Source organism: Streptomyces sp. NPDC048603, from assembly GCF_043199475.1.
In the GTDB taxonomy this organism is placed as follows: domain Bacteria; phylum Actinomycetota; class Actinomycetes; order Streptomycetales; family Streptomycetaceae; genus Streptomyces.
This window is the reverse complement of the sequence record NZ_JBICVY010000007.1, coordinates 74,680-88,548: the sequence shown is the minus strand read 5'-3', so window position 1 is coordinate 88,548 and position 13,869 is coordinate 74,680. Positions and strand designations below refer to the sequence as shown.

The window sequence follows — 13,869 nt, the reverse complement described above, 5'->3', positions numbered from 1 at the left end:
GCCCGGCCCGCCCCGCGGCGTACCGGTGTACCGGCGTACCGGCCTGCGGGCCGCCGGGCCGGCTCGTCGACGCCTCGGACGCGCCACGGCCGGGGTCCGGCTGCTCCCCTCCCGCCTCCGGAACCGCCGGCCGTGCCCTGCGGGCGGCCGTCCCCTCGCACCGCGCTCCCCCGGACCGGACACCGCGCAGCCCCGCCCGGTCGGGGCGGGGCTGCGCGGCGGTGGAGCCGGGGTGCGGTCAGAGGTTGCCGCGCTTCTCCTGCTCGCGCTCGATGGCCTCGAAGAGGGCCTTGAAGTTGCCCTTGCCGAAGCCCATGGAGCCGTGGCGCTCGATGATCTCGAAGAAGACGGTCGGGCGGTCCTGCACCGGCTTGGTGAAGATCTGCAGCAGGTAGCCGTCCTCGTCGCGGTCCGCGAGGATCTTCAACTCGCGCAGCTCGTCGATCGGCACGCGGGTGTCGCCGACCCACTCGCCCAGGGTGTCGTAGTACGTGTCCGGGACGGACAGGAACTGGACGCCGGCGGCGCGCATGGTGCGCACGGTGGCGACGATGTCGTTCGAGGCGAGGGCGATGTGCTGGACGCCGGGGCCGTTGTAGAACTCCAGGTACTCGTCGATCTGCGACTTCTTCTTCGCGATCGCCGGCTCGTTGATCGGGAACTTCACCTTCTTGGTGCCGTCCGCGACCACCTTGGACATCAGCGCCGAGTACTCGGTCGCGATGTCGTCGCCCACGAACTCCTTCATGTTCGTGAAGCCCATGACCTTGTTGTAGAACGCGACCCACTCGTTCATGCGGCCCAGCTCGACGTTGCCCACGCAGTGGTCGATGGCCTGGAAGGTCCGCTTGGCCGGCGGCTCGACGATCGGGTCGGCGGCGGCGAAGCCCGGCAGGTAGGGACCGGTGTAGCGGGAGCGGTCGACCAGCGTGTGGCGGGTCGTGCCGTAGGTGGCGATGGCCGCCAGCACCACGGTGCCGTGCTCGTCGGAGATCTCATACGGCTCGTCCAGGCCGCGGGCGCCCTGCTCGACGGCGTACTTGTACGCCGCCCGCGCGTCCGGGACTTCGATGGCGAGGTCGATCACGCCGTCGCCGTGCTCGGCCACGTGCTCGGCGATGAACCGGCCGTGGTCGGTCGTGGCCTTGATGACCGAGGTCAGGACGAAGCGGGCGGAGCCGTTCGTCAGGACGTAACTGGCCGTCTCCCGGCTGCCGTTCTCCGGTCCGGAGTAGGCGACGAGCTTCATGCCGAAGGCGGTGGAGTAGTAGTGCGCCGCCTGCTTGGCATTGCCGACGGCGAAGACCACCGCGTCCATGCCCTTCACCGGGAAGGGGTCGGCCTCACGCGCGGTCTCGGGGGTGTGATCCAGGGTCTCAGTCATGAGCGCAGAGTCCCGCCGATCCACAAGCTGCGCAATAGTTCCCTGTTCGGGTGTACATACTGACCAGCGATAGCCCAGGATGAATGGGAAATCTGTGCAGTATGACCAGCGGACGGAAGGAAGGCATGCCACATGGGCATCGACAAGCTCGACGGCAGGCTCATCGTGCTGCTCGCGCGCGAGCCCCGGATCGGGGTCCTGGAGGCCTCGCGGCGGCTCGGCGTGGCCCGCGGCACGGTCCAGGCCCGGCTCGACCGGCTCCAGTCGAACGGCGTGATCCGCGGCTTCGGCCCGCAGGTGGACCCGGCGGCGCTCGGCTACCCGGTCAGCGCGTTCGCCACGCTGGAGATCAAGCAGGGCCAGGGGGCCGACGTACGGGCACACCTGGCGACGGTGCCGGAGGTGCTGGAACTGCACACGACCACCGGGCACGGGGACATGCTGTGCCGGCTGGTGGCCCGCTCCAACGCCGACCTGCAGCGGGTGATCGACCGCGTGGTCGGCTTCGAGGGGATCGTGCGGGCCTCGACGGCGATCGTGATGGAGAACCCGGTCCCGCTGCGGATCATCCCGCTCGTGGAACAGGCCGCCGAGGACCACTGAGGCGCTTTACAGAGAATCCTTTGCAAAGGAACCATTGCATGGATTCCTTTGCGTTCCTACGCTCGCGGCATGCCCGAGAACGAGCTCAACCTCCGCAAGCTCGACGCCCGCGCCCTGCGCGGCCTCGCCCACCCGCTCCGCATCCGGCTGCTCGGAGCCCTGCGCCACACCGGCCCCGCCACCGCATCGCAGCTGGCCGCGCGCTTCGGCGAGTCCAGCGGGGCCACCAGCTACCACCTGCGCCAGCTGGCCTCGTACGGGTTCGTCGAGGACGACCCCGGCCACGGCAAGGGGCGGGAGCGCTGGTGGCGGGCCGTCCACGACGGCACGGCCTTCGACGAGAGGCTCACCGAGGACGCCGACCCGGACGTGCGCGGGGCCGCCGACGTCTTCCTCCGCGAGATCGCCGCCATCCACGCCCAGGAGCTGGGCGCCTGGCTGGGCCGTGCGCACACCTGGCCCCAGGAGTGGCGGCGCGGGTCGGACCTCAGCGACTTCACCGTGCGGCTCACTCCCGAGCAGAGCCTGGAGCTGATCCACAAGCTGCACGACGCGATCGACGGCTACCGCGGACTCCCCCCGGCCGAGGGCGCCCTGCCGGTCCGCTTCCACGTGCACGCCTTCCCTCACGAGACCTTGGACGCGCGATGAGGACGCCCGCCCGTCCGCGGGTTCCCTTCGCCGCCCTCTTAGCGGCCAACGCCGTTTCGGTGGCGGGCAGTTCGCTCACGCTCATCGGCGTCCCGTGGTTCGTGCTGCAGACCACCGGAAGCGCGGGCCGGGCCGGGGTGGTGGCCTTCTGCGCCACCCTCCCCGTGGTCCTGGCCGCCCTGGTCGGCGGGCCCGTCATCGACCGGATCGGGCGCCGCCGCGTCTCCGTCCTCTCCGACCTGCTCTGCGGCATCGCGGTGGGCGCGGTGCCCCTGCTCCACTGGGCGGGGCTGCTGCACTTCTGGATGCTGTGCGCGCTGATGGCCCTGAGCGGCCTCGCCCACACCCCCGGCATGACCGCCCGCTCGGTGCTGCTGCCGGCCCTCGCCGAGCGCGCCGGGACCGGGCTCGGCCGGGCGGCCGGCCTCTACGACGCCGTCTTCCGCGGGGCCCGGATGGCCGGGGCCGCCGTGGCCGGGGTCCTCGTGGCGGTGTCCGGCGCGGAGTCCGTGCTGCTGCTGGACGCGGCGACCTTCGCGGTCTCCGCGCTGCTGGTCGGCGTACTGATCCGCGGGGTGCCGGCCGCCGACCCGCAGCCGGCCCCGGGCGCGGTCTCCCTCGCCGGCTACCGCGCCGAACTGCGCGAGGGCTGGGTGTTCCTGATGCGGTCCCGGCTGCTGCTGGGCATCACCGTCATGGTGATGCTGACCAACGGCCTTGACCAGGGGTGGAGTTCGGTACTGCTGCCGGTGCACGGGCGAACCGACCTCGGCGGGGCCGCCGCCGTCGGCCTGCTGGTCTCCCTCTTCGGCGGATCCGCCCTGATCGGTGCGCTGCTGTACGGGATGTGGGGCGAACGGCTGCCCCGGCTGGCCGTGTTCACGGGGGCATTCCTGATCAGCGGGGCGCCGCGGTACGTGGTGGCGGGCCTCACCGACAGCACCCTGCCGCTGGCGGTGACCATGGCGGTGGCCGGGCTCGGCGCGGGCGTGCTCAACCCGGTGCTCGGCACGGTGATGTACGAGCGGGTGCCGGAGGAACTGCGGAGCCGGGTCCTCGGGGTGACCACGGCGGGCTGCGAACTCACCATGCCCCTGGGCGGGCTGGGCGCGGGCCTGCTGGTGGACGGGCTCGGCATCCCGGGCGCGCTGCTGCTGTTCGGCGGCGGCTATCTGCTGACCACCCTGGCCCCGCTGGTGTTCCCGGCCTGGCGGACGATGGACCGGCCGCCGGAGGAGGCCGGGCGTGCGGACGTCAGCAGGACGGGACCGAGCCTCCCTTGTTCAGCTCCCGGAGGGCGGACACCGCACCGGACAGGGAAGTGACCGGGATCAGCTGCAGCCCCTCCGGCAGCTCGGACCGCGCGTCGGAGCACTCGGCCTCCGGTACGAGGAACACGGTCGCCCCGTCCCGCGCGGCGGCCTGGGTCTTCAGCGCGACCCCGCCGACCGGGCCGACCTTGCCGTCGGCGGTGATGGTGCCCGTACCGGCGATCGTGCGGCCGCCGGTGAGGTCGCCGCTGCCGTCGCCGTCGAGCTTGTCGACGATGCCGAGGGAGAAGAGCAGTCCGGCACTCGGCCCGCCGACGTCGGCGAGGTTGAGGTCCACCTTCACCTGCTTGGGGTCCTTCTTCAGGTACCCGAGGGCGGCTTCGGTCGCGGTCGACTGCGACTTCGCCATCTGCTCCAGGTTGTGCTTCTCGATCTCCTTGTCGGAGCCCCCGGTCGGGTAGACCGCCTCCTTGGGCATGACCGCCCGGTCCGTGCGGAACCAGTTGTCGACCAGGTCGGGCAGGCTGACGTCCTGCGAGGGGCCGGTGGCGACGATGGTGGTCATGCGGAGCTGCCCACGGGTCTCATGGGTGGGCGCCCCGGTGATCGTGATGACGCTCTTGCCGTCCTTGCTGCCGAGCACGTCGGCCGTCAGGCCGGGCTGGGCGAGCACGAAGGGCAGCGGCGCGAAGGCGGCGACCACCAGCAGGACCAGCGTCGGCGCGGCGCACAGGGCGAGGGCGACGGGGCGCGGGAGACGAGAGAGGCGTGAGAGCAGCACCCGGCCAATCTACTGGGCTCGGCGCGGGGACCCGGCCGGGTACGTCGGGCCGGGCCAGGGCACCCGGCCGCGTGGAGCTGCGGCCGGGTGCGCCGCCGGGTGCCGTGTGCCCACCCGTGCCGCCCTGCGGCACGACTGCCCACACGGCCGGGGCCCGCTAGCGGAGTGCGTCCGCGACCTCGCGGGCCGCGTCCACCACGCGCGGGCCGACCCGCTCGGGCACCGCGTCGGCGAGCATGACCACGCCGACGCTGCCTTCCAGGCCGGTGATGCCGATCAGCGGGGCGGCGGCTCCGCTCGCGCCTGCTTCGAGCTCTCCGTGGGTGAGGGTGTAACCGGGCTCGATGAGCCCACCCTGCCTGGCGGCCAGGATGGCTCGGCCCGCGGCTCCGCGGTCGAGGGGGTGGCGGAACCCGGCCCGGTACGCGACGTGGTAGTCGGTCCAGGTCGGCTCGACGACGGCCACGGCGAGTGCCTCGGTGCCGTCGACGAGGGTGAGGTGGGCGGTCGCGCCTATGTCCTCGGCGAGCGATCTCAGCACCGGCAGGGCCGCCTCGCGTACCAGCGGGTGGACCTGCCGGCCCAGCCGCAGCACACCGAGACCGACCCGGGCCCGGCCGCCGAGGTCGCGGCGGACCAGGGCGTGCTGCTCCAGTGTGGCGAGCAGACGGTAGACGACGGTCCGGTTGACCCCGAGGCGGTTCGAGAGCTCGGTGACGGTCAGACCGTGATCGGTATCGGCGAGCAGTTTGAGGACTCTGAGTCCCCTGTCGAGAGTTTGGGAGGTTTCCGCGGTCACGACGCCTCTCCCTCTTCTGGTGAGCGGCGGTGAACTCTCACGGGCGGAGGCGGCACCGGTCCCATCGGCGACGCACGGAGAGGCCGCCGGGTAGGCCACATGGCACCGGCATGCGCTCCCGCGGCGGCGCTGCCACGGGGCGTATCGATGCGGGGACAGTAGCGAGCGGGTCCCGCTCAGCGGAAGGGCTCGTCCAGAATCCGGGCGCGGAATCCCCGTATGTGCGTTTTGGGGCACGGCTGTTGTACCGATTCGTAACCTCGATTGCCACAGGAGGCTTTTTCCTTCCCGCGGCTCCGATCGGGGTCGAAACTGCGGGGTGGAGACCTCGGAACAGAAAGTTCCGGTCAGCGGCGACGGCCGGTCGGACGGCCGTCCCCCGGCCCCGGGAAACGGGTGCCTGTCGGCACCGACGAGACCGGCGGGGACCCAATTCGTAGGAAGTGCTCCACCGGCCGGCCCGGGCTGGGCCCGCGCCCATGGTGCGAAGGGCTCATACCGACGGCGCGCGGGGCGCGGGCCGATGGTGCGAAGGTCCCACCGGCCATGCGAAAGCGCCCCGCACCGATGGTGCGAGGCGCTCACGGCCGCGGGCTCAGCGCATCCGGGTGGCCCACTCCTGGACCTTCTTGATCCGCTCCCGCAGCTGCCCCGCGGTGGCCTCCGCGCTCGGCGGTCCGCCGCACACCCGCCGCAGCTCGGTGTGGATCACGCCGTGCGGCTTGCCGCTCTGGTGGACGTACGCGCCGACCATGGTGTTCAGCGACTTCCGCAGCTCCAGCAGCTCCTTGTGCGAGACCACCGGCCGCCGCTCGGCGGGCAGCTCCAGCAGGTCCGCCTCCGCGTCCGGCTTCTTCCGGCTGTGCGCGATCTGCCGGGCCTGCCGCTTCTGCAGCAGCATCTGCACCTGGTCCGGTTCGAGCAGGCCCGGGATGCCCAGGTAGTCCTGCTCCTCCTCGCTGCCCGGGTGGGCCTGCATGCCGAACTCGGCACTGTTGAACAGCACCCGGTCGAAGACGGCGTCGGACTCCAGCGCCTCGAAGGGCAGCATGTCCTGCTCGCCGGTGTCCTCGTCCTCCTGCCTGTTCGCCTCGTCCATCTCCTTCTCGGACTCGGCGTACGGGTCCTCGTCCTCGCCGGCCTTCTTCGGCTTGTCGAGGACGTGGTCGCGCTCGACCTCCATCTCGTTGGCGAAGCCGAGCAGGTAGGGGATGGTCGGCAGGAACACCGACGCGGTCTCGCCGCGCCTGCGCGAGCGCACGAAACGGCCGACGGCCTGCGCGAAGAACAGCGGGGTGGAGATGGTCGTCGCGTACACGCCGACCGCGAGCCGGGGCACGTCGACGCCCTCGGACACCATGCGGACCGCGACCATCCAGCGGTCGTCGTTCGCGCTGAACTCGTCGATCTTCTTCGAGGCGCCCGCGTCGTCCGAGAGCACCACGGTGGCCTTGCTGCCGGTGATCTCCCGGATCAGCTTGGCGTACGACCGCGCCGAATCCTGGTCGGAGGCGATCACCAGGCCGCCCGCGTCCGGGATGCCCTTGCGGACCTCGGTGAGCCGGGTGTCGGCGGCGCGCAGCACGTTGGGCATCCAGTCGCCGCGCGGGTCGAGGGCGGTGCGCCACGCCTGGCTGATGGCGTCCTTGGTCATCGGCTCGCCCAGCTTGGCGGCGATCTCGTCGCCGGCCTTGGTGCGCCAGCGCATGTTGCCGCTGTAGGAGAGGAAGATGACCGGCCGGACGACGCCGTCGGAGAGGGCGTTGCCGTAGCCGTAGGTGTAGTCGGCGGAGGACCGCCGGATCCCGTCGTTCCCCTCTTCGTACGTGACGAAGGGGATGGGGTTGGTGTCGGACCGGAAGGGGGTTCCGGTCAGGGCCAGGCGCCGGGTCGCCGGGTCGAAGGCCTCCAGGCAGGCCTCGCCCCAGGACTTGCTGTCGCCGGCGTGGTGGATCTCGTCGAGGATGACCAGGGTCTTGCGCTGCTCGCAGCGGTTGCGGTGCAGCATCGGGCGTACGCCGACACCGGCGTAGGTGACCGCGACCCCGTGGTAGTCCTTGCTCAGCGGGCCGGCCGAGTACTCCGGGTCGAGCCGGATGCCTATCCGGGCGGCGGCCTCGGCCCACTGTTTCTTCAGGTGCTCGGTCGGGGCGACCACGGTGACCTGCTGGACCACGTGGTGGTGCAGCAGCCAGGAGGCCATGGTCAGCGCGAAGGTGGTCTTGCCGGCGCCGGGGGTGGCGACGGCGAGGAAGTCACGGGGCTGGGTCTGGATGTACTTGTCCAGCGCCCCCTGCTGCCAGGCACGCAGCTTGCTGGCGGTGCCCCAGGGGGCGCGGCCGGGGAAGGCGGGTGAGAGGTGGTGGGAGGCGGTAGTAGTCACGGTCTCCGGTTCGGGGCTCTCGGGGGAAGTCGTACGTAGGACAACCGGGCCACCCTACCGGGGCGGGCCCGCCCCTCGCGGAGGGACAGGCCCGTGACCTGGGGACGTGCGGCGAGCGTCACACGGCTTCGTGGAGCGCCCTCAGACTCCGCCCGATCAGTTCCACGTCCTCAAGGGAGCCGCTGGCCACCTCGATCACCAGCTTGTACGCCTCGTCCTGGTCGACGTCGACCATGTCGGTGCCGTTGAAATCGAGGAAGACCACCGTGCACATCCAGGCCATGCGCTTGTTGCCGTCCACCAGGGGGTGGTTCACGGCGAGCGACTGCAACAGCGCGGCGGCCTTCTCGAACAGGTCCGTGTACGCCTCGACGCCGAACATCTGCGACTGGGGCCGGTGCACGGCGGAGCTCAGCAGGCCGAGGTCACGCACCTCGACCCGCTGTCCCCCCATGGCCAGCTCCGCCAGTTCCAGGGCTTCCTGGACGGTCAGGTACTTCACTTACTCCCCCAGGCGGCGCAGCAGGTCGGCGTGGTGCCTGGCGTACTTCTCGCCGAGGCGGCGGACGGTCTGCTGATCCGCCTCCTGCTCGAGGTACCGGTCGATCGCCTGGAGCACTATCGCGTGCATGCTGCGGCCCTCCTGCTCGGCGCGCTGCTTCAGAGCCTCGGTCTGGTCGTCGCGGAGACGCAGGTTCATAGCCATACCAAAACGGTACCAGCGGCGGTACCGAAGTGGTACTAATTACGCCCGCGCGGGTGAGTCCGCAGTGGCCGACGCAGCTCGGACGGGATCCAGCCGGGTGGCCACCCAGGCGCCGGCCAGCGCCACGCAGGCCATCGGCAGGAAGATGACCACGAACGCCCCCGGGTGCGAGGCGGCGCCCGAGGCCGCGTCGCCGACCGCGCTGTGGACCGCGCCCACCGCCCCGCCGCCGAGGGCGGCGAACGCCGCGCCGCCGGCGGCCAGCAGCACCACGTTGGCCAGCCCGTCCGAGATCTGGAGGGCCGCCGAGTTGGTCCCGGCCTCCTCCGGCGGCGACAGCTTCAGCAGCAGCACGCTGGTGGAGCCGATCACCAGGCCCAGACCCAGGCAACCGACCGCCCAGGTCAGCGCGAGGATCCAGGCCGGCACCGACTCGATGAGCACCAGGGGCGCCGCGGCGATGGCGAACGCCTCCAGCACCATGCCCAGCACCATCAGCCGCTCCCGGTACGGCGCCATCCGCGCCTTGGACTGGATCGCCGACCCGCCGGCCCAGGTCAGTCCGCCGAGCGCCAGCGCGAACCCGGCCAGGGTGGGACTGATCCCGCGCTGGGTGACCAGCATCAGCGGGATGAAGCTCTCCGCCGAGATGAAGGCACCCATCGCGAGCCCGCGCAGCAGCACCACCGCCGGCAGCCCGCGCCGCGCCAGGTAGGTGCCGCGGGGCAGCAGCCCGCGCACGGCCGGCACCACCAGGGCGGCGCCCGCGAGGCCCGGAATCAGGGAGAGCCAGCGCAGGTCCTGGGCGGCGTACTGGAGCAGCCCGGCGCCCACCGAGATGCCGAGCGCGAGCCGGATCCGCCGCCGGTCGAAGGGCGCGGCAGCGGCGGTGCGGTCCACCGGGCCGGACGCGGTCCGGCGTATCGCGGGCAGCGCGACGGCCAGGGGTATGACCACCAGCACCGGGATACCGAGGAACACCCAGCGCCAGCCGAAGTGCTCGGTGACCGTGCCGGAGGCCAGCGGGCCGACGATGGAGGGCACCACCCAGCTGGCGGCGAAGGCCGCCATGATCGCGGGCCGCAGGTGTTCGTCGTAGGCGCGGCTGACCACCACGTACAGCGCGACGATGACCAGCCCGCCGCCCAGCCCCTGCACGGCGCGCCCGAGCACGAAGAGCCACATGGCCCCCGCGGTCCCGGCCAGCACCAGGCCGGCGGCGAACGCGGCGATGCCGAGGGCCAGTGGCCGCAGCGGGCCGTCCCGGTCGCTCCACTGGCCGGACAGCACCATGCCGAAGAGGCTGGTGGTGAAGTAGGCCGAGAAGGCGAAGGCGTACAGCGCCATCCCGTCCAGCTCGCGGCCGGCGACGGGCATGGCGGTGCCCACGGCGGTGGCCTCGAAGGCGATCAGGAAGATCACACTGATCATGCCGATGCTGAGCGTCCGGTGCGCGGGCCCGAGGACACCGCCGCCACCGCCGCCACCGCCGGCCGGCTCGGATGCGGACGGTCTCGGGGTGTCGTCGGCCGTCTCGTCGGCACGGGGTTCGAGGGCGCTCATCGCACCAGCGTAAGGGCCATGACCGTATTTCGTCCCTGTCATTTCGGCGGATGCGGGGTCCTCCGGGAGTCCTAGGACCGGCGGACGACCACGGTCCGGCGAAGGCCCTTTGTGAACGCGGCATGGCAGTCCCGTTGCGGGCGCCGGGTTCCCCTTCCGGCCCCGGCGCGGTCCGCCGTACGGTCATGATCAGCAAGACAACCCACGGCCGTGTGCCCGAGTGGCCCAGGGACTCGCCTGCAAAGCGGGGTACGCGGGTTCAATTCCCGCCACGGCCTCGGAGAGGTGCCGAAGGCCGCCCGGAATCCGTTCCGGGCGGCCTTCACTCACATCCGAGCTCCTTCTGCGCGAAGGTCAGCGGTTCCTGGCTCGTACGGCGACTGCGGTGACGGCTCCGCCGATGAGCACGGCGGCGCCGATCCCGAGGGCGATCCAGGGCAGGCTGCTGCCGCCGTCGTCGTCCTTGTCGGCCGCCTGCGCGGCGGGCGAGGGTGCGGCGGAGGCCCCGGCGGACGGCGCGGCGGCCTCACCGGACCCGGACGAGCCGGGCGCGGGCGAGGCCGCGGCGGCGAGGTCGGGCAGCGGCCACTTGTCGGCGGGGCCGGGGTCGCCGGGGTTGCTCAGCGCGATCCGCGGACGGACCACGCCGTACCCGATGTGGTTGTTCCGCTCGACGCCGTCACGGGGCTTGCCGGCGGTGTTGAGCATGACCCGGAGGACCTGGTTGTTGGTCCAGTCGGGGTGGGCGGCCCAGATGAGCGCAGCGGAGGCGGAGGCTAGGGCGCTGGCGTCACTGGTGCCGTGTGTCTTGCAGACGCCGGTCTTGCTCGTGCATGCGGTGACGATGTCGACCCCGGGAGCCGCTAGGTCAACCTGGGCCCCCTTCTGGGACTCCGCCGTGGCGTTGCCTTGGCGGTCAATGGCTCCGACGCCCACGACGCCCACTGTGGCGCCTGGGTACTCAACCTCATTGGTAGTGTCACCCGAGTTACCCACGGCGGCAAAGACCAACTTGCCCTTGGAAAGGGCGTACTTCACAGCCGCAGCGCGGTCAGGGTCGTCCGTCTGAGTCGCGTTGGTCGTAGCCAGCGAAATATTGATCACCTTGGCGTCGGAATCCGCCGCATACCGAATGGCCTCCGTCCACGTCGGCTCCTTTGAACCAACCTCTCCCTTCACCCGGAGAGGGAGAATCTTCACACCCGGCGCGATACCAAAGGCGCCGTCCCCGGACGGGTGCTTACCGGTCCCAGCGATCATGGCAGCGATGCCTGTGCCGTGATTGCTGTGGTCAACGCGCTCATCGCCCTTGGCGTTGGGCGCGAAGTTCTTCCCGGGCAGGACCTGGCCCTCCAGCTCAGGCACACGGCCAACACCACTGTCGATCACCGCAATGGTGACCCCCTTACCGGTGCTGACCTTCCACATCTCGTCGGCCTTCATGGAGTCGAGATGCCATTGCTGCGCCCTGATACTCGCCGCGTGGGCCGGGGTCGCGGCGACCCCGGCCAACAGCAAGCCCAGCAGGACAGACGTGGCTTTCCGCATGCGCATCTCGTGCAGTGTCCGTTCGCTCAGTCGACTACCGGCGGGCCAACACAGCGGTTGTCCTGCCACGTCTCTTCGTCCTCGACCAGGTAGTCGGGGCGCTCGCCGTTCTGCTCGTCCCGCCGAGTGCCTCGCGGCTGCCCACCGGCAGCACCGACGGGGCCGGCAGCTTGGCTGCCCCGAAGCAGTCCGGAACCGCCCTGTGTGAAGGGCTGACCGGGCGTGCCGGCGGCCGGGCGCCCGCCGATCACACCGCCGGACTCCCGCGCCAGCCGACGGCCAGCCCCGGGCGCTCCCTGGGCAGGTGCACCACCCGCGAAGCTGCCGCCTCCCATGCCGGGACCGTATCCGGGCGTTCCCGGACGGCCGGGCTGACCGTGCGGGCCCTCACCGATGACCGTGCCACGCGGAATGCTGGTGCTCGGGCCGCTCCGGTTCACCTGTCGGCCGCCGGAGATACCGTTGTCCCTCGGCGCGAGTTCCGGCATGCCGGGGATCTTGCCGAGCGGCGATTCGCCCCTGGGCAGTCCGGGTACGAGCGGGCCGGTCGGGTTCACCGGGGTACGGCCGAGCGGCCCCGGAACGCCCGGAACGGACTTGCTCACCGGCGGGGCACTGCCGATCGGCGGGAGGGTCACCGGCGGGACCATGCCGACGGGCGGCGGGCCACCCGGGACGTGGGGCACGTTCGGAGCCGGAGGCGTGGGCGTGACCTGTGTCGGGGGCGGAGGGGTCTTTACGGTGTCAAGGTCAGTGTTCACATCCCGGTCGGGGGTGACCACGGGCGGAACCGAATCCGGAGTCCGAGGCGTGGGCTGGACCGGCGTGGTGGGGTCCGGATTCGTCGGCTGATGGCCGTCAATCAGGCCAGGAGTGTCCGTACGAGGGTCACCGTTGGGCGTGGAACGGGTCGCCTCCCTCGGGGCGTAGCCGGTCTCGGTGTATCCGCCCGAACGGCTGATCTCCTCACTGCCATAGGCGCCTTCAGGCACAAAGTCCTTCGGCGCCGGCGGAAACGTAGGGATCGGCGCCGCGTTCATCTGCGTAGACGACTGCTCGTACGACTCGGCCAGCTTCTTCATCGCCAGCACGGCCTGCGTCCGGTCCGCCGACAGCTTGGAGTGGGCCTCCTGGCCGATCTTCGCCGAGTCCGGGTCGTTGCGGTACTCCCGGGCCGCGTCCAGGTTGTCCTGCGCGCCCTGGTCGAACTTCGGCATGTTGGCCTTGACCTCGGTGATGGTCTGCGCAGCGTTGACCATCCAGGTGCCGCCGGTCTTGCTGTACTCGCCGAGCCGCAGCGTGGAGTTGCCCAGGCCGTTGACCCAGTTCTGGAAGGACTCGGCGGCCTCGCCCTCCCAGCTCTCGACCTTGTGGTTCTTGAGGTCGTTGCCGATCTTCGTGATCTCGATCTCGGCGTCCTTGAGGAGCTGGCCGCGCGACCTGACGGTCTCGGCGTCCACCGAGGCCAGCATCGCCAGCAGTTCCTTGTGCGAGTACGGCTCGAAGTCGGTCGCCATTACATGTCACCCCCGGACGTGCTGGTGTCGTTGTTCGGCTGGGGGGACGACGTCGAAGGCCCGTTCGGTTCCGGCTTGTGCTGCGCCTGCGCGCCCGGGTCCCGCTTCGGGTCGTACTGCTCGCGCGCCTGCTTCTGCAGGGACCGCATGCGCGCCTTGACTTCCTCGTCCATGTTCTCGTAGCCGACCCGCGACGCCTCGATGGCGATGGCGAGGGACTCGATCTGGTTACCCAGCGCCTTCGAGAGGTTCTCCATCTCGGTGCGGACCTTGCTGTAGGCCTTGTGGAGGTCGTCGGCCTCCGCGAAGCCCGTGCCCAGCTTGCCCGAGCTCAGGGTGCCGTCGGCGAACTTGCCGTGGTCCGCGTTCGAGCCCTTCAGCTGGTCGAGCAGTGCGTCGACCCGCTTGCGGTACTCGACCATGTTCTGCTTCTCGACGAACAGGGCCGGCGCCTGGGCAGCCAGCAGCCCCCTGTTCGCCAGCGAGAGCATGCTGCCGCCCGGAACGAACGGCAGCACCGCCTCAATTGCATCGTCCGCTGCCACGATGGCCTCCCCGTCTCCCCGTCTTTCCCCGTTGCACGGCGCACCGTTGTACGGCGGCGCCGCTCCCCGTCCCCGTTCGCATACGTACGGACAACTCTAGCCAGCGACGCCGACAGCC

The 13,869-nt window shown here is 71.1% G+C and carries 13 protein-coding genes and 1 tRNA gene; 4 read left to right on the top strand and 10 right to left on the bottom strand.

The window, feature by feature from the left end:
* Window positions 1-238: 238 nt before the first annotated feature.
* Window positions 239-1,384, bottom strand: coding sequence for a 4-hydroxyphenylpyruvate dioxygenase (gene hppD / locus ACGFQ9_RS18480; RefSeq protein ID WP_393574843.1), 1,146 nt, complete (start codon window positions 1,382-1,384; stop codon window positions 239-241).
* 132 nt (window positions 1,385-1,516) lie between these two features.
* Between hppD and ACGFQ9_RS18475 the strand changes: the two genes are divergently transcribed.
* From ACGFQ9_RS18475 to ACGFQ9_RS18465, 3 genes are all read left to right on the top strand, one after another.
* Window positions 1,517-1,987 (top strand): Lrp/AsnC family transcriptional regulator, encoded by a 471-nt coding sequence (locus tag ACGFQ9_RS18475; RefSeq protein ID WP_393574842.1) that lies wholly within the window; start codon window positions 1,517-1,519, stop codon window positions 1,985-1,987.
* Window positions 1,988-2,056: 69 nt separating this feature from the next.
* Window positions 2,057-2,638 carry a helix-turn-helix domain-containing protein gene (locus ACGFQ9_RS18470; RefSeq protein WP_393574841.1) on the top strand — a complete coding sequence of 194 codons (582 nt, stop codon included), beginning with the start codon at window positions 2,057-2,059 and terminating at the stop codon, window positions 2,636-2,638.
* Entirely contained in the window at window positions 2,635-3,963 is a 1,329-nt protein-coding gene (locus ACGFQ9_RS18465; protein ID WP_393574840.1) for an MFS transporter, read from the top strand. The genes ACGFQ9_RS18470 and ACGFQ9_RS18465 overlap by 4 nt, the downstream gene beginning before the upstream one ends.
* Here the strand turns inward: ACGFQ9_RS18465 and ACGFQ9_RS18460 are convergent.
* The 6 genes from ACGFQ9_RS18460 to ACGFQ9_RS18435 form a co-directional block, all read right to left on the bottom strand.
* Entirely contained in the window at window positions 3,893-4,687 is a 795-nt protein-coding gene (locus ACGFQ9_RS18460) for a PDZ domain-containing protein (RefSeq protein ID WP_393575361.1), read from the bottom strand. The genes ACGFQ9_RS18465 and ACGFQ9_RS18460 overlap by 71 nt on opposite strands.
* 160 nt (window positions 4,688-4,847) lie before the next feature.
* Window positions 4,848-5,489 (bottom strand): IclR family transcriptional regulator, encoded by a 642-nt coding sequence (locus ACGFQ9_RS18455; protein WP_393574839.1) that lies wholly within the window; start codon window positions 5,487-5,489, stop codon window positions 4,848-4,850.
* A 595-nt stretch (window positions 5,490-6,084) separates the two neighbouring features.
* On the bottom strand, window positions 6,085-7,872 hold the full coding sequence (locus ACGFQ9_RS18450) for a DEAD/DEAH box helicase (RefSeq protein ID WP_393574838.1): 1,788 nt from the start codon (window positions 7,870-7,872) through the stop codon (window positions 6,085-6,087).
* A 118-nt stretch (window positions 7,873-7,990) separates the two neighbouring features.
* Window positions 7,991-8,374, bottom strand: a complete 384-nt coding sequence (locus ACGFQ9_RS18445) for a type II toxin-antitoxin system death-on-curing family toxin (RefSeq protein ID WP_393574837.1) — start codon at window positions 8,372-8,374, stop codon at window positions 7,991-7,993.
* On the bottom strand, window positions 8,375-8,572 hold the full coding sequence (locus ACGFQ9_RS18440; protein WP_393575360.1) for a ribbon-helix-helix protein, CopG family: 198 nt from the start codon (window positions 8,570-8,572) through the stop codon (window positions 8,375-8,377).
* 45 nt (window positions 8,573-8,617) lie between these two features.
* Window positions 8,618-10,141 (bottom strand): MFS transporter, encoded by a 1,524-nt coding sequence (locus ACGFQ9_RS18435; protein WP_393574836.1) that lies wholly within the window; start codon window positions 10,139-10,141, stop codon window positions 8,618-8,620.
* A 206-nt stretch (window positions 10,142-10,347) separates the two neighbouring features.
* Here ACGFQ9_RS18435 and ACGFQ9_RS18430 point away from each other — a divergent pair.
* Window positions 10,348-10,419, top strand: a tRNA-Cys gene (locus ACGFQ9_RS18430).
* 76 nt (window positions 10,420-10,495) lie between these two features.
* On the opposite strand, the gene mycP is transcribed toward ACGFQ9_RS18430, so the two are convergent.
* The 3 genes from mycP to ACGFQ9_RS18415 are packed head-to-tail and all read right to left on the bottom strand — an operon-like array spanning window position 10,496 to window position 13,751.
* Window positions 10,496-11,695 carry a type VII secretion-associated serine protease mycosin gene (mycP, locus tag ACGFQ9_RS18425; RefSeq protein ID WP_393574835.1) on the bottom strand — a complete coding sequence of 400 codons (1,200 nt, stop codon included), beginning with the start codon at window positions 11,693-11,695 and terminating at the stop codon, window positions 10,496-10,498.
* 20 nt (window positions 11,696-11,715) lie between these two features.
* Window positions 11,716-13,206 carry a WXG100 family type VII secretion target gene (locus ACGFQ9_RS18420; protein WP_393574834.1) on the bottom strand — a complete coding sequence of 497 codons (1,491 nt, stop codon included), beginning with the start codon at window positions 13,204-13,206 and terminating at the stop codon, window positions 11,716-11,718.
* The gene (locus tag ACGFQ9_RS18415) at window positions 13,206-13,751 is read right to left on the bottom strand and encodes a hypothetical protein (RefSeq protein WP_393574833.1); all 546 of its coding nucleotides are present in this window, start codon (window positions 13,749-13,751) and stop codon (window positions 13,206-13,208) included. The genes ACGFQ9_RS18420 and ACGFQ9_RS18415 overlap by 1 nt, the downstream gene beginning before the upstream one ends.
* Between the last annotated feature and the right edge of the window lie 118 nt (window positions 13,752-13,869).